Origin of the sequence: Micromonospora sp. NPDC049203 (assembly GCF_043197215.1) — a bacterium.
Lineage (GTDB): Bacteria > Actinomycetota > Actinomycetes > Mycobacteriales > Micromonosporaceae > Micromonospora.
This window is the reverse complement of sequence record NZ_JBICSV010000005.1, coordinates 76652-97633: the sequence shown is the minus strand read 5'-3', so window position 1 is coordinate 97633 and position 20982 is coordinate 76652. Positions and strand designations below refer to the sequence as shown.

At 72.9% G+C, this 20982-nt stretch carries 20 protein-coding genes; 5 read left to right on the top strand and 15 right to left on the bottom strand.

The genetic code is table 11. The features are described from left to right. Positions 1-148: 148 nt before the first annotated feature. Positions 149-601: an OsmC family protein gene (locus ACGFIA_RS15765; RefSeq protein ID WP_357384786.1), complete on the bottom strand. Its 453-nt coding sequence runs from the start codon at positions 599-601 to the stop codon at positions 149-151. A 243-nt stretch (positions 602-844) separates the two neighbouring features. Here ACGFIA_RS15765 and ACGFIA_RS15760 point away from each other — a divergent pair, with 243 nt between their 5' ends. Further along, positions 845-1960 (top strand): carboxypeptidase-like regulatory domain-containing protein, encoded by a 1116-nt coding sequence (locus ACGFIA_RS15760; RefSeq protein WP_357384784.1) that lies wholly within the window; start codon positions 845-847, stop codon positions 1958-1960. Here the strand turns inward: ACGFIA_RS15760 and ACGFIA_RS15755 are convergent. Genes ACGFIA_RS15755 through ACGFIA_RS15725 form a run of 7 tightly spaced genes read right to left on the bottom strand, consistent with a single transcriptional unit; the run spans position 1920 to position 10678 of the window. Further along, positions 1920-3200, bottom strand: a complete 1281-nt coding sequence (locus ACGFIA_RS15755; protein WP_357472968.1) for a HAMP domain-containing sensor histidine kinase — start codon at positions 3198-3200, stop codon at positions 1920-1922. The two genes, ACGFIA_RS15760 and ACGFIA_RS15755, sit on opposite strands and share 41 nt — an antisense overlap. Continuing rightward, entirely contained in the window at positions 3200-3871 is a 672-nt protein-coding gene (locus tag ACGFIA_RS15750) for a response regulator transcription factor (protein ID WP_357384780.1), read from the bottom strand. The genes ACGFIA_RS15755 and ACGFIA_RS15750 overlap by 1 nt, the downstream gene beginning before the upstream one ends. A 52-nt stretch (positions 3872-3923) precedes the next feature. Continuing rightward, positions 3924-5192 (bottom strand): cation:proton antiporter, encoded by a 1269-nt coding sequence (locus ACGFIA_RS15745; protein WP_357384778.1) that lies wholly within the window; start codon positions 5190-5192, stop codon positions 3924-3926. Continuing rightward, a complete protein-coding gene (locus tag ACGFIA_RS15740; RefSeq protein ID WP_357384776.1) occupies positions 5189-6523 on the bottom strand; it encodes a cytochrome P450 in 1335 nt (444 codons plus the stop codon). The genes ACGFIA_RS15745 and ACGFIA_RS15740 overlap by 4 nt, the downstream gene beginning before the upstream one ends. Next, the gene (locus ACGFIA_RS15735; RefSeq protein ID WP_357384774.1) at positions 6520-7611 is read right to left on the bottom strand and encodes an alpha-hydroxy acid oxidase; all 1092 of its coding nucleotides are present in this window, start codon (positions 7609-7611) and stop codon (positions 6520-6522) included. The genes ACGFIA_RS15740 and ACGFIA_RS15735 overlap by 4 nt, the downstream gene beginning before the upstream one ends. Position 7612: 1 nt before the next feature. Continuing rightward, the gene (locus tag ACGFIA_RS15730; RefSeq protein ID WP_357472965.1) at positions 7613-9178 is read right to left on the bottom strand and encodes an NAD(P)-binding domain-containing protein; all 1566 of its coding nucleotides are present in this window, start codon (positions 9176-9178) and stop codon (positions 7613-7615) included. A 12-nt stretch (positions 9179-9190) separates the two neighbouring features. Then, on the bottom strand, positions 9191-10678 hold the full coding sequence (locus tag ACGFIA_RS15725) for an aromatic amino acid ammonia-lyase (RefSeq protein ID WP_357384770.1): 1488 nt from the start codon (positions 10676-10678) through the stop codon (positions 9191-9193). A gap of 63 nt (positions 10679-10741) precedes the next feature. Here ACGFIA_RS15725 and ACGFIA_RS15720 point away from each other — a divergent pair, with 63 nt between their 5' ends. The 4 genes from ACGFIA_RS15720 (at position 10742) to ACGFIA_RS15705 (ending at position 15917) form a co-directional block, all read left to right on the top strand. Then, positions 10742-12286: an NAD(P)-binding domain-containing protein gene (locus ACGFIA_RS15720; protein ID WP_357384768.1), complete on the top strand. Its 1545-nt coding sequence runs from the start codon at positions 10742-10744 to the stop codon at positions 12284-12286. Then, positions 12276-13709: a fatty acid--CoA ligase family protein gene (locus ACGFIA_RS15715; RefSeq protein ID WP_357472961.1), complete on the top strand. Its 1434-nt coding sequence runs from the start codon at positions 12276-12278 to the stop codon at positions 13707-13709. The genes ACGFIA_RS15720 and ACGFIA_RS15715 overlap by 11 nt, the downstream gene beginning before the upstream one ends. Before the next feature lie 25 nt (positions 13710-13734). Continuing rightward, entirely contained in the window at positions 13735-14151 is a 417-nt protein-coding gene (locus ACGFIA_RS15710) for a hypothetical protein (protein ID WP_393260537.1), read from the top strand. Positions 14152-14417: 266 nt separating this feature from the next. Beyond that, on the top strand, positions 14418-15917 hold the full coding sequence (locus ACGFIA_RS15705; RefSeq protein WP_393260899.1) for a CopD family protein: 1500 nt from the start codon (positions 14418-14420) through the stop codon (positions 15915-15917). A 24-nt stretch (positions 15918-15941) separates the two neighbouring features. Here the strand turns inward: ACGFIA_RS15705 and ACGFIA_RS15700 are convergent, their stop codons facing one another. From ACGFIA_RS15700 to ACGFIA_RS15670, 7 genes are all read right to left on the bottom strand, one after another. Next, the gene (locus ACGFIA_RS15700; RefSeq protein ID WP_357384760.1) at positions 15942-16862 is read right to left on the bottom strand and encodes a M56 family metallopeptidase; all 921 of its coding nucleotides are present in this window, start codon (positions 16860-16862) and stop codon (positions 15942-15944) included. Then, positions 16859-17221 (bottom strand): BlaI/MecI/CopY family transcriptional regulator, encoded by a 363-nt coding sequence (locus tag ACGFIA_RS15695; RefSeq protein ID WP_357384758.1) that lies wholly within the window; start codon positions 17219-17221, stop codon positions 16859-16861. Before ACGFIA_RS15695 ends, ACGFIA_RS15700 begins: the two co-directional genes overlap by 4 nt. 93 nt (positions 17222-17314) lie before the next feature. Next, the gene (locus ACGFIA_RS15690; RefSeq protein ID WP_357384756.1) at positions 17315-17962 is read right to left on the bottom strand and encodes a DUF305 domain-containing protein; all 648 of its coding nucleotides are present in this window, start codon (positions 17960-17962) and stop codon (positions 17315-17317) included. 77 nt (positions 17963-18039) lie between these two features. After that, entirely contained in the window at positions 18040-18432 is a 393-nt protein-coding gene (locus tag ACGFIA_RS15685; protein WP_357384754.1) for a DUF6153 family protein, read from the bottom strand. A gap of 121 nt (positions 18433-18553) precedes the next feature. Continuing rightward, positions 18554-19051 (bottom strand): DUF3237 domain-containing protein, encoded by a 498-nt coding sequence (locus ACGFIA_RS15680; protein WP_357472952.1) that lies wholly within the window; start codon positions 19049-19051, stop codon positions 18554-18556. After that, a complete protein-coding gene (locus ACGFIA_RS15675) occupies positions 19048-19515 on the bottom strand; it encodes a MarR family transcriptional regulator (RefSeq protein ID WP_357472947.1) in 468 nt (155 codons plus the stop codon). Before ACGFIA_RS15675 ends, ACGFIA_RS15680 begins: the two co-directional genes overlap by 4 nt. Further along, positions 19512-20930 (bottom strand): flavin-dependent oxidoreductase, encoded by a 1419-nt coding sequence (locus ACGFIA_RS15670; protein WP_357472944.1) that lies wholly within the window; start codon positions 20928-20930, stop codon positions 19512-19514. The genes ACGFIA_RS15675 and ACGFIA_RS15670 overlap by 4 nt, the downstream gene beginning before the upstream one ends. Positions 20931-20982: the final 52 nt, after the last annotated feature.

Below are 20982 nucleotides of genomic sequence, written 5' to 3'. Positions count from 1 at the left end.
GGCTCCCGAGGTCACGATCAGGCACAAGGATCATGGCGGCGGTGTTACGTCCGGGTTACCAGCCATGTTTGCGATAACATCGACGTCTGTCAAGGTAAGCGCCGGCCGGGACGGCTCGGTCGCGCTGCCTCCGGCGCGGCTTCCGTGGTTATCGGGACCCGGTCGCGCCCGGGTCGTTGCCGTCCACGATCGATACGGGCGTGCCCAGCTCCACGGTCCGCGACACGGTGCAGAGACGGTCGTGGGACTGCCGCAGCGAGCGGGGCAGCGCCTCGCGGGCCCGGTCACCGTCCGCGCCGGCCGGGAACGTCACCGCGAAGGTGACGGTGAGGTTCTCCATCCGGTTCCCGGCCTCCGGGTCACGGATCTTGTCGCCGGTCACCGTGACCGCGAACCGGGTCGGTTCGGCACGACGGCTGGTCACGTGGTCGACGTCGACGGCGGTGCAGCCACCGAGCGCCGCGAGCAGCAGCTCCACGGGCGTGAAGGTCGCGTCCTCCCCCGTACCCATGGACAGCTCGCCGCCACGGGCGTTGCGCGCGACGTATCTGCCCACGCTGGTGCGCTCGATCTCCACCGACCGGAAGGTGTCCTCACTCATGCCACGAACCTACCGACCGGGCCGACGGCCGACCCACCGGACCGTCCTCGTGACGAGCGGCGGGGACCGCGGCGGACCGCCTCACCCACCGGTCGGCACGGCCGCCGGTCGACGTCAGGCGCTGCCCGCAGCGGGAGAAGACCCACCGCACTCGGGACCGGGTCGCGCAACACGTCTCGCACAGGGCATAGTGGCCGCGGCTCCATCGACCGGTGTTGCCAATATCGGCGAAGGTGGTGGGAAGTGACGACGCGCTCACGTGTCCGATGGACCCGGGCGGCGGCAGTTGTCACGCTGACCGCCGGGACGCTCGCGCTGCCGGCGGCACCCTCGACGGCCGCGCCGGCCGCACCGGAGACGGTGAGCATCCTGAGCGTGTCGGCGGAGAACGTGAAACCCCGCGAGGCGGTACGCGTGCGGTTCCGCGTGACGAACAACGGACGCCGGGCCGAGAAGGCCGTGGTGGTGGTCGGCGGCGGCCTGCGGTGCACCGCCGGATGCCGGGCGGAGCCGAACCTCGGGCCCGGCGAGAGCCGGACCTTCGACGCGACGCTCGTCGCCCCGGATGCCCGCGCGGGCGAGACCACCGGGCTCAACATCTCGGTCGGGGTGCGGCTGGCCGGGCAGAACAGCTACGCCTACAAGCTGGTCTACGTGCACGGCCCGGGTGCGTCGCCGTCCGGTGCGGCCGAGGCGACGGCCGGAGTCAGCGGCGTCTCCGGCCGGGTCCGCGACGCCGACGGAAAGGCGATCGACGGCGCGGACCTGACCATCCGGGACAGCGCGGGCCACGAGTACCGGACGACCAGCAACCGCAGCGGCCAGTTCTCGATCACGTCCGGCGCCGGCAAGACGATCGCCGAGGGACCCATCACGGTCCGAGCAAGCATGGACGGCTACCGCTCCGCCCGCACGACCGTACGCGGCAGCGCCGGTGACGTCGCCACCGTACGGCTGACCCTTTCCGCCGTGGCAACGCCGGCCACGACGCCGCCGTCGCCCACCGCGGAGGCGAGCCCTCTCGCGGCAGGGGACGACGACGGCACCCCCGCGGCCGCGCCGCCCACGCTCAAGGCCGTCAGCGACGAGGGCGGCAGTACGTCGATGTTCCTCCTGGGCGGCCTGCTGGTCGCCGCGGGCCTGGGCGCGCTCGCACTGGTGCTGGTGCGGCGGAGGAACGCACCGAGCGCGGTGGCGGAGGCCGCTCCCCCGGCGACCTGGCAGCCGGCCGGCGGCTTGGCCGACGCTCCGACCGCGATCCTGCACGTCGTGCCCGGCCGGTCGGGCAGGCCGGAGAACCCGCCGCACGATCCGGCGCTCACGTACCGGCTCCCACCTGCCACATCCGACGGTTCCTGATCCGCGACACCCTCCCGGTGGGGCTCGGCGGGCCCGTCACGGGAAGGCGTACGGTGAATCGGGCTCCCCGCCCTGGGCGTCCCTCGGCCTCGATGGTGCCGTGGTGGCTCGTGACGACCTCCTGGAGCAGGGCCAGCCCCAGGCCGAAGCGGCGGTCCCCGGCACCCGCGCCCCTGTGGAACCGGTCGAAGATCCGCCGGGCGTCCGCCTGGTCGAAGCCCTTCCCGGTGTCGGCGATCACGAACTCGGCGGCGTCGCCGACGGCCCGGAGCGTCACGTCGATCCGGCCTCCCGCGGGAGTGTGGGCCAGCGCGTTCGCGAGCAGTTCCCCGACGACCCGGCGCAGGGCCGACTCGACACCCGGCACCGGCAGTGGGTCGCCGGGAGTGTCCAGGGTGAGGGTGACCCGGCGTTCGGCGGCGCGGTCGCTCTCGGCGGCGACGGTCGTCCCGACCAGCGAGGTGAGATCGACCTGCGGATCCGGTTCCCGGTCCGCGGGCGCGGCGGCGAGCCGGGCCGAGAGCAGCAGGTCGTCGACGATCTCGCCGAGCCGGCGGGTGGTGCCGACCAGCCGTTCCAGGTCGTCCAGGTTCGTGGCGGTGCCGTCGTCGCGCGCCCGCCGCGCCATCAGCTGGGCCCGGGTGTGCACATGCGCGATCGGGGTTCGCAGTTCGTGGCTGGCGTCCGCGACGAAGCGGCGCTGCCGGGTCAGCGCCTCCGCGAGCGGTGCGACGGCCCGGCGACCGACGAGCACACCGGTGAGCATGGCGGCGAGCAGCCCGGCTGCCGCCGCGAGGCTGAACGCGAGCAGCAGATGCCGCCGGTCGGACAGCTGGAACCGGGCGTCGAACACGGCCTGGACCACGTCGTCGCCGCGAGCCTCGGTACGCACGTGATAGGTGGTGCCGTTACGCGAAACGGTGGTGGTCTCGGTGTGCCGGGTGGCCGCCACGGTGTCCAGCGCCCCGCGTAACGGGAAGCCCGGGGGCGGCGGGTTCGTGCCGGTGCGCACCGTGACGCCGTCGTACCGGAAGATCCAGCTGCACGCGGGCGGGCCGGCGATCGCGCCGTGTTCCGTGCCCCACTCCAGCTCGCGCTGGATCTGCGCCTCCTGGCTGCGGACCAGGACCGCGTACGAGATGCCGCCGCCCAGCAGCAGCAGGGCGCCGATGGTCAGGCCGACGAGCAGGCCGATGCGCAGCCGCGTCCGGCGGACGACCGCCTGCTCGGCCGTCTCCATCAGAGCGTCCCGAGGCGGTAGCCGAACCCGTGCACGGTGCGTACCACCGGCCGGCCGAGTTTGCGGCGGAGGTAGTAGACGTAGGTGTCCACCACCGAGGCCCCCGCCGCCTCCTCGAAGACCCTACGTCGCAGCGCGGCCCGGGGATGCACGGTGCTCGGCCGGGCCGCCAGCACCCGCAGCAGTTCGAACTCGCGGGTGGACAGCGCCACCCGGGTGCCGTCGGGCAGCACCGCGTCCCGCTGCCCCAGGTCGAGCTGCCCGGCGCCGATCGGCAGCACGTCCGTCGGTTCGGACGTGCGCCGGCACAGCGCCCGGACCCGGGCGCTCAGCTCGTCGAGGTCGAAGGGCTTGACCAGGTAGTCGTCGGCGCCCGCGTCCAGCCCGGCGATCCGGTCGTCGACGGTGCCGAGCGCGGTGAGCATCAGGGTCCGGGCCGGAACCGCCCGGGCGCGCAGCCGGGTGACCAAGTCGAGGCCGTCGAGCGCCGGCAGCATCCGGTCGATGACCATCACGTCGTACGACCGGGTGAGTCCGAGGTGCAGCCCGCGCTGGCCGTCGAAGGCCCGGTCGACGAGATAGCCCTCGTGGCCGAGCGTCTCGGTGAGCATCTCGGTCAGGTCCGTGTCGTCCTCGACCAGCAGCAGCCGGTTCGATCTTCCGCCCCGCATATGTTAACGATCTCATAGATAGCGACCGATGCACGCACTGGTATTTGCCTCTTCAACTATCTGAAACCGCGAGCGCTGGTGCGCGCACCGGATCGGGCCGGCGGGCCTCGCGGCGCTCGATCCAGCTCAGCGCCGGCGTGGTCATCAGCGTGGTGACCAACGCGACAAGCACCAGCACGGTGAACAGCGACGGGTTCACGATGCCCGCCTCCAGTCCCACGTTCAGCGCGATGAGCTGCATCAGACCGCGGGCGTTCATCAGCGCGCCGACCCGCAGCGCGACACCCTGCGGTTCGCCGCGGAGCCGGGCCGCCGCCCAGCAGGCGCCGAACTTGCCGACGATCGCCGCCGTCACGCAGGCCAGCGCGAACAACAGCACCGGCGGGGAGGCGAGCAGGCCGAACTCCGTCCGCAGGCCCGAGTACGTGAAGAACAACGGCAGGAAGAGCGTCGCCGCGACCGGGGTGAGCGTGTCCACCACCCGGTCGGTGTTGGCGGTGCGGGGCATCACCACGCCGACCGCGAACGCGCCGAAGACCGCGTACAGGCCGATCTCGTCGGTGTACCAGGCGACCAGGAAGAGCAGGGCGACGGTGCCGAGCAGGCGGGCCCGGTCGTTGAGGGCACGGTGGCCCATCAGCGTGGAGGCGACCGGCCGCCCGCCGAACCAGAGCACCAGCGCGAACAGGATCGCCCCGCCCGCGGTGACGATCGCGGGACCGGCCCGGCCGGAGGCGAAGGCCAGTACGGCGGCCAGCATGATCCAGGCGACCACGTCGTCGATCGCGCCACTGGCCAGGGAGAGGGTGCCGTGCCGGGTGCCGGCGTGCCCGTGCTCGGTGATGATCCGGGCCAGCATCGGGAACGCGGTGATGGCCAGGGCGACGCCGACGAACGCGGCCGAGACGCCGAGGGACGTCCCCTCGGCCTGGATCGGCACGGCACCGGCGGCCACCGGGACCAGCAGCACCCCCAGAAGGAGCGGCGCGGTGACCCCGGCCAGGGAGATCACGCCGGCGGTGCCGGCGAGCCCGGTGACCCGGTGGGCGCTGAACGCGTACCCGGCCTGGAACATGAACAGCACCAGGCCGACCTGACCCACGACGTAGAGGACCGGGAGCAGGGGGGCCGGGAACAGGGCGTCCTGCACGTCCGGCAGGAGGAGCCCCAGCAGCGACGGCCCGAGGAGTACGCCGGCGAGCATCTCGCTGACCACTGCCGGCTGACCCGCCTTGCCGAGCAGCCAGGCGACCCCTTTGCAGAAGATCAGGATCACCGTGACCGCGATGAAGAACCGTGGCGCGAGCTCAGTTGGTGTCATCGGACAGCCCTCTCGAAATAGTCGGTGCACAACCGCTGCCGGCGGGCGTCGACCACCATCCAGGTGCCGAACACCAGTTGCCGGACACTGCGGCCCACGTCGGCCCACCGGTCCCGCGACCGCATCGCGGCCAGCCGCAGCCGCCCCGGGCCGGTGCGCCCGGCCGGCGTCAGGTAGGCCGGACCCCGGCTGGGCATCGACCGGGTGTGCGAGGCCGAGGAGGTGAGCACGTACCGGCGCAGCACCTCGCGGATCGCGGCGCGCATCATCACCGGCGCGACCCCGCGCGCCGGGCAGGCCCGGTTCGCGGTGACCCCGTACGGGATGAAGTGCGCGTCGGCACGTTTGAGCGTGAGCCACCGGTCCGGGTCGAACCGGTCGTCGCCGGCCGACCCGCCCCGGTGGAACGCCAGGTAGTTGAAGAGCAGCACCGTTCCGGCGGGCAGGGACACCCCGTCGGGCAGCGTGATCGGCGCGGACGTGATCCGGTGCGCGACGCCGAAGAGCGGGTGCACCCGCAGCGTCTCGTCGATCACCCGGTCCAGCGCCTCGTCGTCGTCGAGTCCCCGCTGGACGCCGGGATGCGTGGCGAGAGCCAGCAGCACGTGCGCCGTCGCCTCGGACATCTGCACCACTGCGGTGTTGAAGAAGGCGCCCTGGAGGTACCAGGCCGTCTCCTGCGTGGTGAACGGCGGCGGCAGCGTCACCGGGCAGGTCCCCGCCTCGATCCGGTCGCGCAGATACCGGGTCAGCCGGTCGCGCCGCCGCATGTGCCGCAGGCCGGTGCACTTGAGCCCGTTGACCACGTCCTCGGCGTTGGTGACGATCAACGCCCGCGCGTCCGGCGGGCACGCCTCGCCGAAGACGAGTTCGTAGTAGACCTCGGCCCAGACCGGCATCATCAGGTCGCGCAGCCGGACGTGGCTGGTCCGGCCGGCCGGCAGCCGGTCGAGCGCACGCCGGGTGGCGGCGGTCGCGAGGTCGTCGCAGCGCTGACGGCGTACGGCGAGCACGCGCCGGGTGGTGGCGGCCACCGTCCGGTAGCGGTCGCCCGGCTCCAGATGCTCCTGGTGCATGTGCGGCCCGGGCGCCAGCCAGTACCAGAACAGGTCGGACAGTCCGGCACCCCGGCTGCGGCCGTCCGCCGCCGGATCGGCGTACACGCGCTCGAAGTGCTCCATGCCGACTGTCGGACCCGGCACCGGGACGCCCTCGGCGCCGTTGACGGTGACGAACACCCACTCGCGCAGACGGACCACCGTCCGGGGCAGCCAGTACGGCACGGTCCACGCGATCCCCGCCAGGACCATCAGGACGATCAGGGCGCTCATCCGGCTGCCACCGTGGCGACCAGGTCAACGCGCAGGTCCGCCGGCCCGGTCGCGCCGGCCAGCGCCAGCGCCCGGTCGAGGTCGGCGTGCAGCAGGTCGAGCACGTGACGTACCCCGGCGGCGCCGCCGGCCGCGAGCCCCCAGACCACCGGACGGCCGACGAGCACCGCGCTCGCGCCCAGCGCCAGCGCCACCAGCACGTCGGACCCCCGGCGGACCCCGCCGTCGAGCAGCACCGGCAGCCGCCCCGCGACGGCCTCGACGACGGCGGGCAACGCGTCGAGGGTGGCGAGTGCGCCGTCGAGCTGCCGGCCGCCGTGGTTGGAGACGAGCAGACCGTCGACGCCGTACGAGACGGCCAGCGCCGCGTCCGCCGGATGCAGCACCCCCTTGAGCAGGATCGGCATCGTGGTGACCTCGCGCAGCCAGGCGATCCGCGCCCAGTCCAGCCCGGCGTCCATGCCGATGTCGCGCACCCGGCCGGTCGCGTCGCGCATGTTCTCGCAGACCAGCCCGGCCGGCAGGTCGACGAAGCCGTGCCGCAGGTCGCGTTCCCGCCGGCCGAACACGGGCGAGTCGACCGTGACGACCAGAGCGGTGCAGCCGGCCTTCTCCGCCCGCCGTACCACTGACGCGGTGAAGTCGAGGTCCGTCTGCGGATAGAGCTGGAACCAGAGCGGCCCCCCGGCCGCGGCGATCTCCTCGACCGGCCGGGTGGCCGCCATGCTGACCACCATGACCGTGCCCGCCTCGGCGGCGGCGCGTGCCGTGGCCACCTCGCCCTCGGGGTGGGCCAGCCGGTGGAACGCGGTCGGCGCGATCAGCACCGGCATCGAGATCCGGCTGCCGAGCAGCGAGATCCGCAGGTCGCGCCGGCTCGCGCCGCGCAGGACGCGGGGCACCACGTAGCGCCGGGCGAACGCCGCCTCGTTGGCGCGGACCGTACGCTCCTCGCCGGCCCCACCGGAGAAGAAGTCCCAGTGCACCGGGTCCAGGCGGGCCCGGGCGTCGGCGGCCAGGTCGGCCAGGTTCAGCGCCGGACCGTCCAGCGCGGAACCGGGCGGCGCCGCGCCCTCGAACGGACGCATCTCAACGCTCGGCACTGCTCAGGCAGCGGCCGAGGAACGCGACGAGCGGCGCGACGTGCGTCTGCGGCCGGTCCCACCGGTTCTCCAGGTTCTCCGCCAGGTGATGGGTGGCGACGACCCGGCCCGCGTGGTGGTGACGGACCACCGGGTGCAGGTACGCGGCGTCGTGAGCCTGGCCGGGCACGTCCTGGGCGATCCGGTTGACCGTGACGTCGAACGGGTCCACCCGGTCGTGCTCGGGGCCGTACTCGAGGGTGACGACGAAGGCGTGCGCGTAGTCGTGGTCGGCGGTGCGCAGGCCGGTGCCGGTGAAGTACTCGACCGGCACCTCGTCGTGGTAGCGCGCCTCGGACCCGGCCACCGTGACCACGTCACCGAGGAAGCCGAACTGCTGCCACAGGGCGGAGGTGCGGTTGACCCGCGCGATGACGGCGTCGGCGATCGACTCCGGGGTGGCGTCGAGCTTCTCCGCCGGCCACGGCGTGTCCCCGTACCGTCGCTCCAGGATCCGGTGCAGCGCCCGCACGCCGTACCGGAAGCCGTGGATGAAGCCGCTCGTCGAGCGCTTGAAGTCCCGTTCCTGGGTGATGGTGCCGGCGAAGAACAGGCCGGGGACGTTCACCGACTCCCACTCCGGGGTCTGCGCCGGGAAGCGGTCCCTGATCGCGAGCGCCGGCCGGCACGTGTCGTCGAAGATGGACGCGTCGAAGGCGAACCCGGTGCAGACGAGAACGCGGTCGTACCACAGCTCCTTGACCACCTCGTTCGCCCGGGAGAACGAGAACGTCACGGTGAAGCCGGTGCCGTCGCGTTCGATGCGCTTGACCTCGCCGTCGAGGATCGCGTTCGCCGACTTCAGCTGGTACGTGTCCAGGAAGTTGTTGTTCACCGCGCGCAGGTGCCCGACGTAGTGGGTGCGCCAGGCCATCCGCACCGAACTCGGCCCGGCGACGTGGATCAGCGTGGTGGTCTCCATCAGGTTGTCCGCCGTCTCGAACGCGGAGTTCCCCTTGCCGATGATCAGCACCTTCTGGTCGAGGTAGTCGCGCGGGTCGACGGACATGTCCGCGTACTGCTCGGCCAGTTCCAGTCCCGGGATCGCCGGCAGGTACGGCCGGGAGACGCCGGTGGCGACGATCAGCCGTCGCGCCCGGAAGACCTCCTCCCCCGCCCGGACCTCGAACAGCCCGTCGACCCTGCCGACCGACGTCACCCGGGTGCCGTACCGCACGCGCGCCCCGGTCTTCGCGGCGAAGTCCGCCAGGTAGCGGACCATCACGTCGGCGTCCGGGAAGTACCGTTCGGTGTAGCCGGTGAACCGCAGCGCCGGGTCGTCGCTGAGCAGCGAGTTCCAGTCCAGCCGCAGGTTCAGCTCCGGGTCGTCCGAGCCGGTGTGCGGCTTGTTTATGGAGATCAGTTGCCGGTGGCGGGGATGGGTGGCGAAGAACGCACCCGGGATGTCCGCCTGTTCCAGGACCAGATAGTCACGCTTGCCGTCGGCCTCCAGCAGCGCGGCGAGTTGCAGGCCGGCCGGACCGGCTCCGACGATCAGGTAGTCGAGCGTCATGTGCGTCCACCCTCAGGAAAGAGAAACGGAGAGATCAGCGATCACGTCGGCCGCGCGCCGCACGTCACCGTCGAGCGGCCGGTCCGGGTCGACCGGGGGTACGGCCGCGGCCAGCGCGGCCAGCGCCTCGGCACAGCCGGGCGCGGTCGGCGTACGCGCACCGACGTAGGCGGCCTGGCGCAGCCCCAGCGCGAGCGACCCGACGACGAGGCGCAGCAGCCGGGCCTGGTCCAGCACCCGCAGCGCGGCCTGGGTGCCGAGCGGGATGACGTCCTGGTTGTGCAGGTTCGTCGGCACGCTCTGGATGCTCGCCGGCATGGTGTCCCGGCGGATCTCGGTGATCAGCGCGGTCGCCGCCAGTTGCACCCCCTGGAGCCCGTGCTGCTGTCCCGGCCCGGCGGCCAGCATCGGCGGCAGGCCGCCGTTGCGGTTCGGGTCGACGAGCAGGTCGAGTTGCCGTTCGGCGAGGTTGCCGACCTGCGCCACGACCATCGACAGCACGTCGGCGGCGAACGCGGCCGGCTGCCCGAAGAAGTTCCCGCCGTGCACGACGAGGTCGTCGCCGGGAAAGAACAACGGGTTGTCGGTGACGCTCGCGAGGTCGGCGGCGACGACGGCGTCGACGTAACGCAGGGCGTCCTCGGCGGCGCCGAGCAGTTGCGGCGTGCACCGGATGCTGTACGGCTCCTGGAGCGGGCGTGTGCCGGACGCGACGAGCCCGGCGCTGACCCGGCGCATCCGCGCGCCCACGTCGATGGCGCCCGGATGGCCGTACGCGCGTAGCAGCCGGGCGTCGATGAACTGCGTGCCGCTGCCGAGCAGGTCGGCGAGCAGGCAGGTGAGCACCTGGACCGCCAGGTGCGCGGCGCGGACCGCGTCCAGCGCCAGCGCCGTCGCCGCGGTGGTCAGCGAGGTGCCGTTCACCAGGGCGAGAGCGTCCCGGCCGTCCAGCGGCAGCGGTTCCAGGCCGGCCCGCTCCAGCGCCTCGGCGGCCGGTAGCCGTACCCCGTCCAGGTAGGCGTGGCCACGGCCGCGCAGCGCCTGTGCGGCCGCGCCCAGCGGGATCAGGTCGCCGCTGGCACCGACCGAACCCAGCCGGGGCATCGCGGGGACGAACGTGGTCGCGAGCATCGCCGCGAGGGCGTCGATCACGTGCGGGGAGACCCCCGACGCGCCCCGGGCCAGCGACGCGGCCCGCAGCAGCACCGTCGCGCGGACCACCTCCGGATCGAGGTCCGGGCCCTGGCCCGCGCCGAGGTGGGCGAGCGTGTTGTCGGCCTGGTCGCGCAGGTCGGCGCGGCCCGCGTACCCGACGAGCGCGCCGAAGCCGGTGGTGGCGCCGTACACCGCGCGGTCGTCGCCGAGCACCGTCGCCAGGAAGGTACGGGCGGCGGTGACCCGATCGCGGACCCGCGGACCGACCACGATCTTGATCGGGTCGCGGGCGGCGCGCAGGTCGGCGATCCGCAGTGGAACCCCGAGGTCGACCTCTGTCGTCATGCGACCGGACCCTAGAGACGGATTCTCAGAGCGCTCTGAGATCGGGTCGATACGTTGCGTCGCATGACGCTCGACTATCTGATCATCGGAGCCGGACCGGCCGGGTTGCAGCTCGCTCACCTGCTCGAGCGCGACGGCCGCGACTATCTGGTCGTGGAGGCCGGCCCGGCGCCGGGCACGTTCTTCACCACCTATCCCCGGCACCGGCAACTCATCTCGATCAACAAGGTCTGGACCGGCTCCGACGATCCGGAGTTCAACCTGCGCGCGGACTGGAACTCACTGCTCACCGACGATCCGGCGCTGCTGTTCAAGAACTACAGCCGGCGCTACTTCCCCGACGCCGAGGACCTGGTGCGCTACCTGGCCGACGTCGCCCGCGGGCTGCGGGTCAGATACGACACCCGGGTCACCGGCGTCGCGCGCGACGGCGACCTGTTCACCGTGCGCGCCGGCGACGAGACGGTCACCGCCCGCCGGGTGGTGGTCGCCACCGGCGTGTCCCAGCTGTACGTCCCGCCGATAGAGGGCGCCGAGCTGGCCGAACGGTACGACACGGTCAGCGTCGACCCGGACGACTTCACCGACCAGCGCGTGCTCATCATCGGCAAGGGCAACTCGGCCTTCGAGACCGCCGACGCGCTCGTCGAGACGGCGGCGGTCATCCATGTCGCCGGCCCGCACTCGATCAAGCTGGCATGGCAGTCGCACTACGTCGGGCACCTGCGCGCGGTGAACAACAACTTCCTCGACACGTACCAGCTCAAGTCGCAGAACGCGGTACTCGACGGCACCGTCGAGCGGATCGTCCGGCGCGAGGACGGCGGCTACCGGATCGACTTCCGGTACGCCCGCACCGTCGAGGCGATCCGGCCGATCGACTACGACCGGATCATCCTCTGCACCGGATTCCGGTTCGACGCGAGCATCTTCGACCCGTCCGCCCGGCCACGGCTCGTCATCAACGACCGCTTTCCCGAGCAGACCTCCGCGTACGAGTCGGTGAACGTACCAGGCCTGTACTTCGCCGGCACGCTCACCCAGCAGCGCGACTTCAAACGCTCGACGAACGGGTTCATCCACGGCTTCCGGTACGGCGTACGGGCCCTGCACCGGATCCTCGGCGCCCGCCACCACGGCACGCCGTGGCCCGGCACGCCGCTGGAGGTCACCCCGGAGGCGATCGCCGACGCGATCATCGCCCGGATCAACCGCACCTCGGCGCTGTGGCAGCAGTTCGCCGTCCTCGGCGACGTCGTCGTGGTCTCCGGCGACACCGCGCGCTACCACGAGGAGGTGCCTGTCGCGTACCTGAACGACGGCGGCCTGGGACCGGAACCGTTCGCGTTCGTGGTCACGCTCGAGTACGGGCCGGACCACGACCAGGTCGACCCGTTCGACATCACGGTGCCCCGGATCGCCGAGAACGACGCCGCGCACGCCCACGACGCCAGCTACCTGCACCCCGTCGTCCGGGTCCACAGCGGCGGCCGGGTCGTCGCGGCGCACCACCTCGCGGAGAACCTGGAGAACCACTGGAATCTGCCGGACGTGCACCACCAGCCACTCGTGCTCTTCCTCAAGGGCGTGCTCTCCGATGCCGGCTGAGGTCTGGCCACAGCCCGTACTGGATCTGCTCGCCACCGGCGACGACCGTCCGGTCTTCGAGGAGGGCGCGAGGACCGTCACCACCGCCCAGATGTACCGGCTGGTCCGCCGCGTCGCCGCCGGGCTCCGCGCCGCCGGGGCCGGCCCCGGCGTCGGGGTGGCCCTGCGGCTCGGCGTCACAGCGGAGGCGTTCGCGACGATCATCGCGGCGTTCGCGGTCGGCGCCCGGGTCTCCGGGATCCGCCCCGACCTGAGCCCGGCCCACCGCGCCTGGCAGCTCGGTGAGAACACGCTGCTGCTCGACGACGCCCGGGTCGCCGAACTGGCGCGCAGCCCCGACGACGGGAAGCGGCTGATCGCCGCCGGGCGCCCGGACGACGTCGCCCGGATCATCTGGACCAGCGGCAGCACCGGCAGCCCGAAGGGCTGCGCGCAGACGTACGCGGCGATGAGCGCGGCCTGGGCCCCGTACCCCGATCGCTGGCCCCCGGCGATCGCCGACCTCGCCACCCGGCTCCAGCGGTACCTCGTCTTCGGTTCGCTGAGCAGCCAGGTGATGCTGGAGTACGGCATCCTCACCCTGGCGGCGGGCGGCACAGTGGTCGCGGCCCGCCCTCCTGGTTTCCCCGGCATGATCGCCCGGCACCGGGCGACGGCGAGCGTGATCACCGTGGGCAAGCTGAACCAGCTCGTGCGCGACCAGCGCGCCGACCCGGCCGACCTGAGCAGCCTGCGGGCCCTGCTGGTCTCCGGCTCCCCGCTTGCGCCGGGCCGGCTCGCCGAGGCCCTCGACGTGCTCGGGCCCGTCGTCTTCCACGGCTACGGCCAGACCGAGACCGGCATGATCACCATGGTGACGCCGGCCGAGATGCTGGCACACCCGGCCGCCCTCGCCTCGGTGGGCCGGCCTCCCCCGGTGACCGGGCTGTCCATCCGGGACGCCGACGGGCGCCCCGCCACCGAGGGGGAACTGTTCGTCCGGACCCCGGCGCAGGCCGCCGCCTACTGGAACGATCCGGCCGAGACCGCCGAGGTCTTCGTCGACGGCTGGGTCCGCACCCGCGACCTGGCCCGGCTGGACGCCGACGGCTACCTGCACCTGCTCGGCCGGATCCGGGACGTCATCATCGTGCAGGCCAACCTGGTGTACGCCGGTCCGGTCGAACGGGTGCTCGCCGCCGACCCCGCTGTCGCCGAGGCGTACGTGGTCGGCCGTCCCGACGACGTCACCGGGGAGGCGGTGCACGCGTACGTGGTGCCCGCCGCCGATCACGTGCCCGATGCCGGACGGCTGCGTGCGCTGGTGGCGGAGGCGCTGGGGCAAGCGTCGGTCCCCCGGACCATCCAGTCGATCGACCGGGTGCCGGTGGGGCCGAGTGGCAAGCCGGACAAGCGCGCCCTGGAACGTGCGGCGATCAGGTGAACCAGCCATGGCCTAGCATCCGTGCGTGGCCGTACTCGACGAGGCAGCGCAGCGTACCCGCACCCGCCTGCGGGGCACCGCCGTCGGATTCGCCGCCCTGTGGTGCGTCGCCCTCACCGCGTTCGTGGGCGTCAACCTCTGGATCGGGCTGCGGGACCGGCCGTACCTGCTGGAGTACGGCAGCGACGCGGGTGACCGGTTCGGGACCAACGTCATGGTGCTGCTGTCGTGGCTCGGCATCGTCGCCACTGTCGGCCTCGCCACGTGGCTCACAGCGCTGGTGGTGCTGACGCGGACCCCCGACATGCACACAGGGCTGCGCACCCGGGTCCGCGTGGCGTCGGCGGTGGTGCTTGTCGGCACCCCGCTGGTCACCGTCGCGGCGCTCGTCCTCGCGTACGCGCTGATCGTGCCCCGGATCTACGCGGGAGTGCGGTTCTGAAGACCGGGTTCCGTCCGTCTCCGGGAACAAGGACGTGACGGGTTCGGTCCGCATCCGGCTCGGCGAAACCGGAACCGCCGCTCGGCCACGAGCTTGATCAGGCCGACGCTCTACTACCGACTGCTAGTAGTTCCCCTAGGATGGCGACCGCATCTGGTCGGAGCGATGGGCGCCGGGTCCATGTCTCCCTGACGAAGGGATCAGCGGTGCCTTTCCCAGGGCGTCACCGGCTGCCGGCGCGCGGCGCGGCGCGGTGGCTGCTGCTCGTGTGGCTGGCGTGCTGTCCCGCGGTGTTCCTGGTGCTCGGGTTCGCCTCGCCCGCCGCCGCGCACTTCAAGCTGCTCAAGGTCGTACCGGCGGACGGCGCGCGCGTGGACGGCGCGGTCACGGAGATCCGGTTGACGTTCAGCGCCCCGGGCACCCCCACCGGGGCCGGCTTCCGGCTCTCCCGCGAGGGTGCTGCCGTTCCGGTGACCAGTCACACCCCCGACGACGGCCGTACGTGGCTGGTGCACCCGGCCACCGCGCTGACCGGCGGGCAGTTCACGTTGCGCTGGAGCGTGGCCGCCCCGGACGCCCACCCCCTGACCGGCGACGTCACCTTCACCGTGGCCCCGGCAAGCGCGACAGCCACCCCCCGGCGCAGCAACGGTCCACCCGGGCATGCCGGTCACGGTGCGCCGGCGCCTCCCTCGGCGTCGCCGCCGGTCCACTCCGGCGGGCACACGGTTGGGCACACCGCCGACGCCGACCGGGGTTCGGTGCGCTTCGTCGGCGCGACGGGACGGTGGCTGTCCTACGGGGCGATCCTGCTCGGGGTGGGCGGACTGGTCTTCGCGTTGACCACGTTGGTGGGAACGCGCGGCGACATCCGGCTGGTCCAGGTCTGGGTCCGGGCCGCCGGCCTGACGGTGGTGGCCGGCACGCTGCTCGAACTCGTCGCGCTGGCGGCGGCGTTCAGCGTCGAGGGCACTCTCGTCTCGGCGTTCGGTGTGGACGCGGTGACCGCGCTCAGCCGTACGCCGGTGGCGGCCGGGCTGGGCCTGCGGTTCGTCGGCGCGGCCGGGCTGCTCGCGGCCGGTTCGCTGGAGGCGGCGCTGATCCGGGGCCGGCACGCGGTCGGGCGGCACGCCGTGGCGACTGTCGCCGCGATCCCGACCGCCCCTCGCCCGCTGGTGGTGCCGCCCGCCGGTGGTGCGAACGGCGACGAGGCGCAACGGGTTCGCGCGCGAGCGGCGCGGCCGCTGCTCCTCGGTGTCACGGTGGCGCTGCTCGTGGGGTCGTTCCTGTTCGACGGGCACACCGTCACCGCGCGACCGCGGGCGATCGTCGTGGCGGCGGATGTGGCGCACACCGTCGCCGCGGCGGTGTGGGTCGGCGGGGTTCTGCTCCTGGCGGCCCTGCTGCTGGGTCGTGCGCGTCTCGGTGTGCCGACCGGCGCCGCGGAGATGGCGGTGCGGTTCTCCGTTCCGGCCACGGCGGCGGTGGCGCTCACGGGTGTCGCCGGTGTCGCGTTGACAGTGGCGATCCTGGACCGGCCGGGTCACCTGCTGAGCACCGGCTGGGGCCGGATGCTTCTGATCAAGGTCGCGCTGGTGGCGGTCGTCGCCGTCGTCGGGCTCTACAACAGCAGGCGGGTGGTGCCCCGGCTGGACGATCCCACGCCGGACGGGATGCGTCGCCTGCGCCACACGGTGCTGGCGGAGGCGACGCTGATGGTGGCCGTCCTGATGACCACCGCGCTCCTGGTCAACGCCGGCACGTAGGCGGCGCTCACCGGGGGTCGGGGCCTACAGGCAGAACAGGAGGCCGGTCACCACGCCGACGCCCAGGGGCGCGGCCAGGGCGGTCGAGGCGAGCACGGCGCGGGCGAGAACCTCGCGGCGGTGCGGGCGGCCCTGGAGGCGCTGGAGCCGGACGGCCACGTCGGCACCGGCCATCGACAGCGCGGACGACGGGTGCGGCGCACCGGCGAAAGCCAGCAACGCGTCGCGTACGGCGGCCGGGCCGCATTCGCGGACCGCCGCGGCGTCGGCGCGCAGCTCGACGAGCAGGCGCACGGCCGCGGGGGCCTGCCGGGTCAGGGGCAGCCACGGTACGGCCGCCGCGAGCCCTTCCACCGCCGCCACCAGGAGATGGTGACGCTCCCGCAGGTGTGCCCGCTCATGGCTGAGCACCGCGGCGAGCTGGTCCGGCGGCAGGTCACCGGCGGCGCTGGCCAGGACCGTCAGCCCGCCGGATCCGGGGAGGCTGTAGGCCATCGGCGTCGGGTGGGGGATCCAGAGCACCGCCGCCCCGCCCTCCTCCGACCGGCCACCGGCGAGGGTGAGCAGGTCGGCGTGGGCGCGGCGAGCGCGGTGGGCGCGCACCGCCCGGCGGGTGCACGTCACCGTGAACCGGGCGAGCACGGCCAGCACGAGCAGTGCTCCCGTCGCCCCTGCGATCTCGTCGACGGCGGGTGGCCGGCTGGGTTGCGCCCAGTGCCAGCAGATGCGGGCGAGGTCGTGCAGCGCCCACTGCCGGGTGCTGGCCGGGGCGAGGAGCATCACGGTGGCGAGGACGAAGGTGGCGATCACCGCGACGATCAGGCCGAGCCAGCCGAGCAGCATCGCGACGGGGTCCGCGACGTGCCGGAAGCACAGCCGCAGCGCGGCGGGGCCACACCAGGCGACGACCGTCGCGCCGGTGACGAGGGCGAGCGCGAGGCTCACGCCTCGGACTCCCGCTCGTCGAGGACCTGCCGCAGGATGTGCAGTTCGTGGTCGGAGGCGGACCGGGCGAAGTGCAGCAGCACCAGGTCGGGATGGCTGCTCGTCTCGACGACCCGGCGCAGCGTGCGCGCGATGATCTCCTCACGGGTGCCGGCGGCACGGTAGCGGTAGGCCTTGCCGTCCTTCTGCCGTACGGCCCAGCCCTTGCGGTGCAGGTTGTCCAGCACGGTGAGGACAGTCGTGTACGCCAGTGCCCGGCCGGTGGTCACCGCGTCGAGGACGTCGCGCACGAGCACGGGCTCGGGGGCACGCCACAGGACGTCCATCACCGCCGACTCGAGTCTGCCCAGTTCCGCCACGCGCTCTCCCTTCGTGCCGGACAGGGTACGTCAGGTGTCGTGGCGGTGCGGCCGGTCCCGGCGCCGTGGCCGGGGCCGGCCGCACCCGGCACGCTACAGGCGGTCGAGGATCTTCTGCAGGGTCTGCACCTCGGCGGCCTGATCCGAGGCGATCCTGGCGGCGAGCGCCTTGGCCTCGGGGTTGCGGCCGTCGGCCTGTTCGGTCCTGGCCATGTCGATGGCACCCTTGTGGTGGGCGATCATCATCTCGGCGAACATCTTGTCGAACGCGGTGCCGTTCGCGGCAGTGAGGCCCGCCATCTGCTGCTCGGACATCATGCCGGGCATCCCCGGCATGCCGTGCCCGGGCGTGGCGCTCATGCCGGGCATGCTGTGGTCGCCGGGCAGGTCCGTGGGCTTCCCCCAGGCCGTGAGCCACCCCTTCATGGTGGCGATCTCCGGATCCTGCGCCGCCTTGATCCTTGCGGCCAGGTCCTTCAGTTCGGGGTCGCTCGCGCGCGTCGGGGCCAGGTCGGCCATCGTCACCGCCTGCTGGTGGTGCGGGATCATCATCTGGGCGAACATCACGTCCGCGTCGTTGAATGTGGCGTCGGCCGAGGCGGAGGCGCCCGCCGTGGAACCGCTGCCGGTGCCGTGCGTCATGCCGCCGGTGTCGTCCCCGCCGCCGCAGGCGGCGGTCGCGAGCAGGGCGGACAGGGCGACGCCCGCGAGGGCGGCGCGGCGCAGGATGGTCGGTCTCATCAGGTACGTGGTCCTTGTCGTGAGGTGTGCCGGAACGGAGTCGTCGGATCCGGGCGAGGCGCCGGACCGTGCTCTCCTCACGTACGCAGGACCGTCACGGCTCGCAGTCGCAACCCGATGGGCCGGCGGGGTGGACCCCGGTCCCGGCCGGGCAGGTGTGATCGGGGGCCGGTCGGCGCGCCGGCCCCGCGGCGGGGCCGCCACAGCAGGGACATGGCGCCGAGGACGAGGGCGCCGCCCAGCACCGCCAGGCACACGGTGAACACGTGCGTCCCCTCGCGGTGCCCGGGCGAGCCGTCGTCTCCGTGCGCGGCATCGGGAGCGGTGGCGGCGTGGCCGGTGCTCCCGTGTACGGCGCTCGCGTGGGCGGCGTCGAGCCCGGCCGGGTGGCCGAAGGTGTGCATGCCGAACACCCCGAACGTCACGGCGACGAACAGCGCCAGCCGCAGCAGCGGGTGAGCGCGTCCCATCCCATTCCCTCCGCACGTCCGGCCCGGCACCAGCATCTACTACAGGCGCATAGTAGATGGGATATCACAGCGGACGGGCACGGGGCGGGCGAACGCGTCCAAACGCGCTGCCAGGGAACGCCTACGTGACGCGGTAGGCGGTGTAGCGCACCCGGTCGGCCTCCCGGATCGCCGACGCGACGAAGACGCACTGCTCCAGCACGGCCAGCGCGGGCACCGACGTCTCCAGTCGTACGCCCAGGCGGAAGTAGTACTCGGCGGGGTCCACCGCGTCGCCGCGCAACAACGCCTCGAGGACCTCCGGGCGGCCGCTGCGGACGCCGAAGGTACGGAGGTAGACGTGGCCGCCGTCGGCGGTGCGCGCCGAGTAGCGCGTGTCGATCTCGATCGCGCCGTCGGGGCGGACCACCTGCCAGTCCGCGCCGCCGGGCAGGATGTCGGCCTCGAAGAGGCCGGTGACCCGGCCGCCGACGACGGGCACCACGCGCCGGTGGCCCGCGCGGGTCACCCCGTGATCCTCCAGGGCGCCGAGCCGCGCCTCCACCTCGAACGCGGCCTCCAGGCCGGGAACCGGCGGGTCGCTCGCCGGGCCCGGGCCGGCGGGTCGGCGCGTACTCATGGGGTGTCCTTGGTCTGCGCGAGGGCGTCGCGCAGGCGTTCCAACGCGGGCACCGCGGCGGCGAGGGCCGCCCGGTCCGCCGCCGGCAGGGTGGCCGCGGCGCGGGCGACCAGGTCTCCGCTCGCGAGGTCGAAGCGTGCGAACAGGTCGAGGGCCTTCGGGGTGGCCAGGACGTCGACGTGGCGGTGGTTGCCGGGACGGGGGCGGCGCTCGACGAGACCGTTGCCCTCCATCGTGGTGAGCAGGTTGCTCACAGTGGATCGGCTCAGGCGGAGCCGTTCGGCCAGCTCACCGGGGCCGGCCACGGTGCCCCGTGGCAGCGCCCGCACGATCTCGATCTGCGCGTCCGGGATCTCCGGCAGGTGCTCGGCGGCGCGGGCGGCGGCGAGCAGCGTGCGGCGTAGCGGTGAGATCACCGACGCCAGTCGCGCCGCGTCCAGCCCGGTCGGCTCCGGGCCGGTCACGGCAGGACGCCCGAGAAGACCGTCGGCGTCAGGGAGGCCCGTTCGTTGAGGTCGGCGGGCAGGAAGCCGGCCGCCTTCTTGTACCCGGTGGCGATCTCGATCAGCTCCTGCGGCGGGATGACGTCGTGGATGTGCGCGAACCCGTCCGGCGCGCGCTCGCGGGCGAGCACCATCACCTGTTCCGGGCCCTGCCGCCGGTTGCTCAGCACGAGCGCGGTGGTCGCCGGCCGCCGGTCCGCCTCGTAGGCGTCGAGCGCCGCCCGCACCGTCCGCGCGGTGGCGAGGTGAAAGGCGAGGGTACGCGCGTCAAGGATCGCCTGCGACGCCCCGTTGGAACCGTTCGGATACATCGGGTGCGCCGCGTCGCCGAGCAGCGTCGCGTTCCCGTGGGTCCACGCGTCGATCGGGTCACGGTCCACCATGGGGTATTCGAGGATCTCGTCGGCGGCGGCCAGCAGCTCCGGCACGTCGAGCCAGGGGAAGCGCCAGTCCGCGAAGAGCGAGACGACCGGCGCGGGGTCGACCGCCCGGTTCCAGTCCGCGTTCGGCCCGGCGAAACCGGGCCCGCGCCGCTCGGCGACGACGTTGATCAGGCCGGCGCCGATCGGGTACGCGACGAACTTCTGTTCGGCGTCCCCTGCCATGATCATGGTCCGCCCGTCCAGGAATCCGGGCGCCCGTGCCGTCCCCCGCCACAGCGTCAGCCCGTTCCAGAGCGGCGCTCCCTCGGCGGGCTGATGCTGGCGGCGCAGCGCGGAATGGATGCCGTCCGCTCCGACGATCAGGTCACCCGCGACGCTGACCTCCCCCGCCGCCGTCTCGAAGCGCGCGACGCCGTCGCGGACGCCGACGAGCCGGTGTCCGGTACGGACCGCGTCGGCCCCCAGCCGTTCCCGCACCACGGCGAGCAGTTCCATCTGGAACCGGCCACGGTGCACGGAAAGCTGCGGCCAGCGATATCCGGCGTCCAGCCCGCGCGGCTCGCTCCAGATCTGCTGACCGTACCGGTTGTAGTAGGCCAGTGTGCCGGGTGCGGCGCCCAGCCTTTCCACGCGTTCGCCGAGGCCCAATTCGGTCAATTCACGAACGGCGTGCGGGAGCAGATTGATGCCCACGCCGAGCGGATGCAGCGCGGCGGCGCGCTCGTAGACGGTGATCTCACGGAAGCCGGCCCGGTGCAGGCTGAGCGCGGTGGTGAGGCCACCGATACCAGCGCCCACGATCACGATCGCCAAGTCGTCGCCCCCTCCGCCACCGCACCACCAACCGCACAGTTTGGTCACAAAATCGTCGCTCGTCAAGACGCATTCACATCGATGCCGGACCACTCTGATCGCACCGCGATCCGCCTTATCGGAATTCTTGACAATCAATCGTTTCTGCATGACGCTGATCGACGCGGTCGGATGCTTCACCCCGCTGGGCCGGCCCCACTCCCGAGGTTGCACAAAGGCTGCGCACGGAAGG

Bases quoted from the DNA above. Each gene is read 5' to 3' on its own strand.
- ACGFIA_RS15765 (WP_357384786.1), bottom strand. From the start codon at position 601: ATGAGTGAGGACACCTTCCGGTCGGTGGAGATCGAGCGCACCAGCGTG.
- ACGFIA_RS15755 (WP_357472968.1), bottom strand. From the start codon at position 3,200: ATGGAGACGGCCGAGCAGGCGGTCGTCCGCCGGACGCGGCTGCGCATC.
- ACGFIA_RS15750 (WP_357384780.1), bottom strand. From the start codon at position 3,871: ATGCGGGGCGGAAGATCGAACCGGCTGCTGCTGGTCGAGGACGACACG.
- ACGFIA_RS15745 (WP_357384778.1), bottom strand. From the start codon at position 5,192: ATGACACCAACTGAGCTCGCGCCACGGTTCTTCATCGCGGTCACGGTG.
- ACGFIA_RS15740 (WP_357384776.1), bottom strand. From the start codon at position 6,523: ATGAGCGCCCTGATCGTCCTGATGGTCCTGGCGGGGATCGCGTGGACC.
- ACGFIA_RS15735 (WP_357384774.1), bottom strand. From the start codon at position 7,611: ATGCGTCCGTTCGAGGGCGCGGCGCCGCCCGGTTCCGCGCTGGACGGT.
- ACGFIA_RS15730 (WP_357472965.1), bottom strand. From the start codon at position 9,178: ATGACGCTCGACTACCTGATCGTCGGAGCCGGTCCGGCCGGCCTGCAA.
- ACGFIA_RS15725 (WP_357384770.1), bottom strand. From the start codon at position 10,678: ATGACGACAGAGGTCGACCTCGGGGTTCCACTGCGGATCGCCGACCTG.
- ACGFIA_RS15720 (WP_357384768.1), top strand. From the start codon at position 10,742: ATGACGCTCGACTATCTGATCATCGGAGCCGGACCGGCCGGGTTGCAG.
- ACGFIA_RS15715 (WP_357472961.1), top strand. From the start codon at position 12,276: ATGCCGGCTGAGGTCTGGCCACAGCCCGTACTGGATCTGCTCGCCACC.
- ACGFIA_RS15690 (WP_357384756.1), bottom strand. From the start codon at position 17,962: ATGAGACCGACCATCCTGCGCCGCGCCGCCCTCGCGGGCGTCGCCCTG.
- ACGFIA_RS15685 (WP_357384754.1), bottom strand. From the start codon at position 18,432: ATGGGACGCGCTCACCCGCTGCTGCGGCTGGCGCTGTTCGTCGCCGTG.
- ACGFIA_RS15680 (WP_357472952.1), bottom strand. From the start codon at position 19,051: ATGAGTACGCGCCGACCCGCCGGCCCGGGCCCGGCGAGCGACCCGCCG.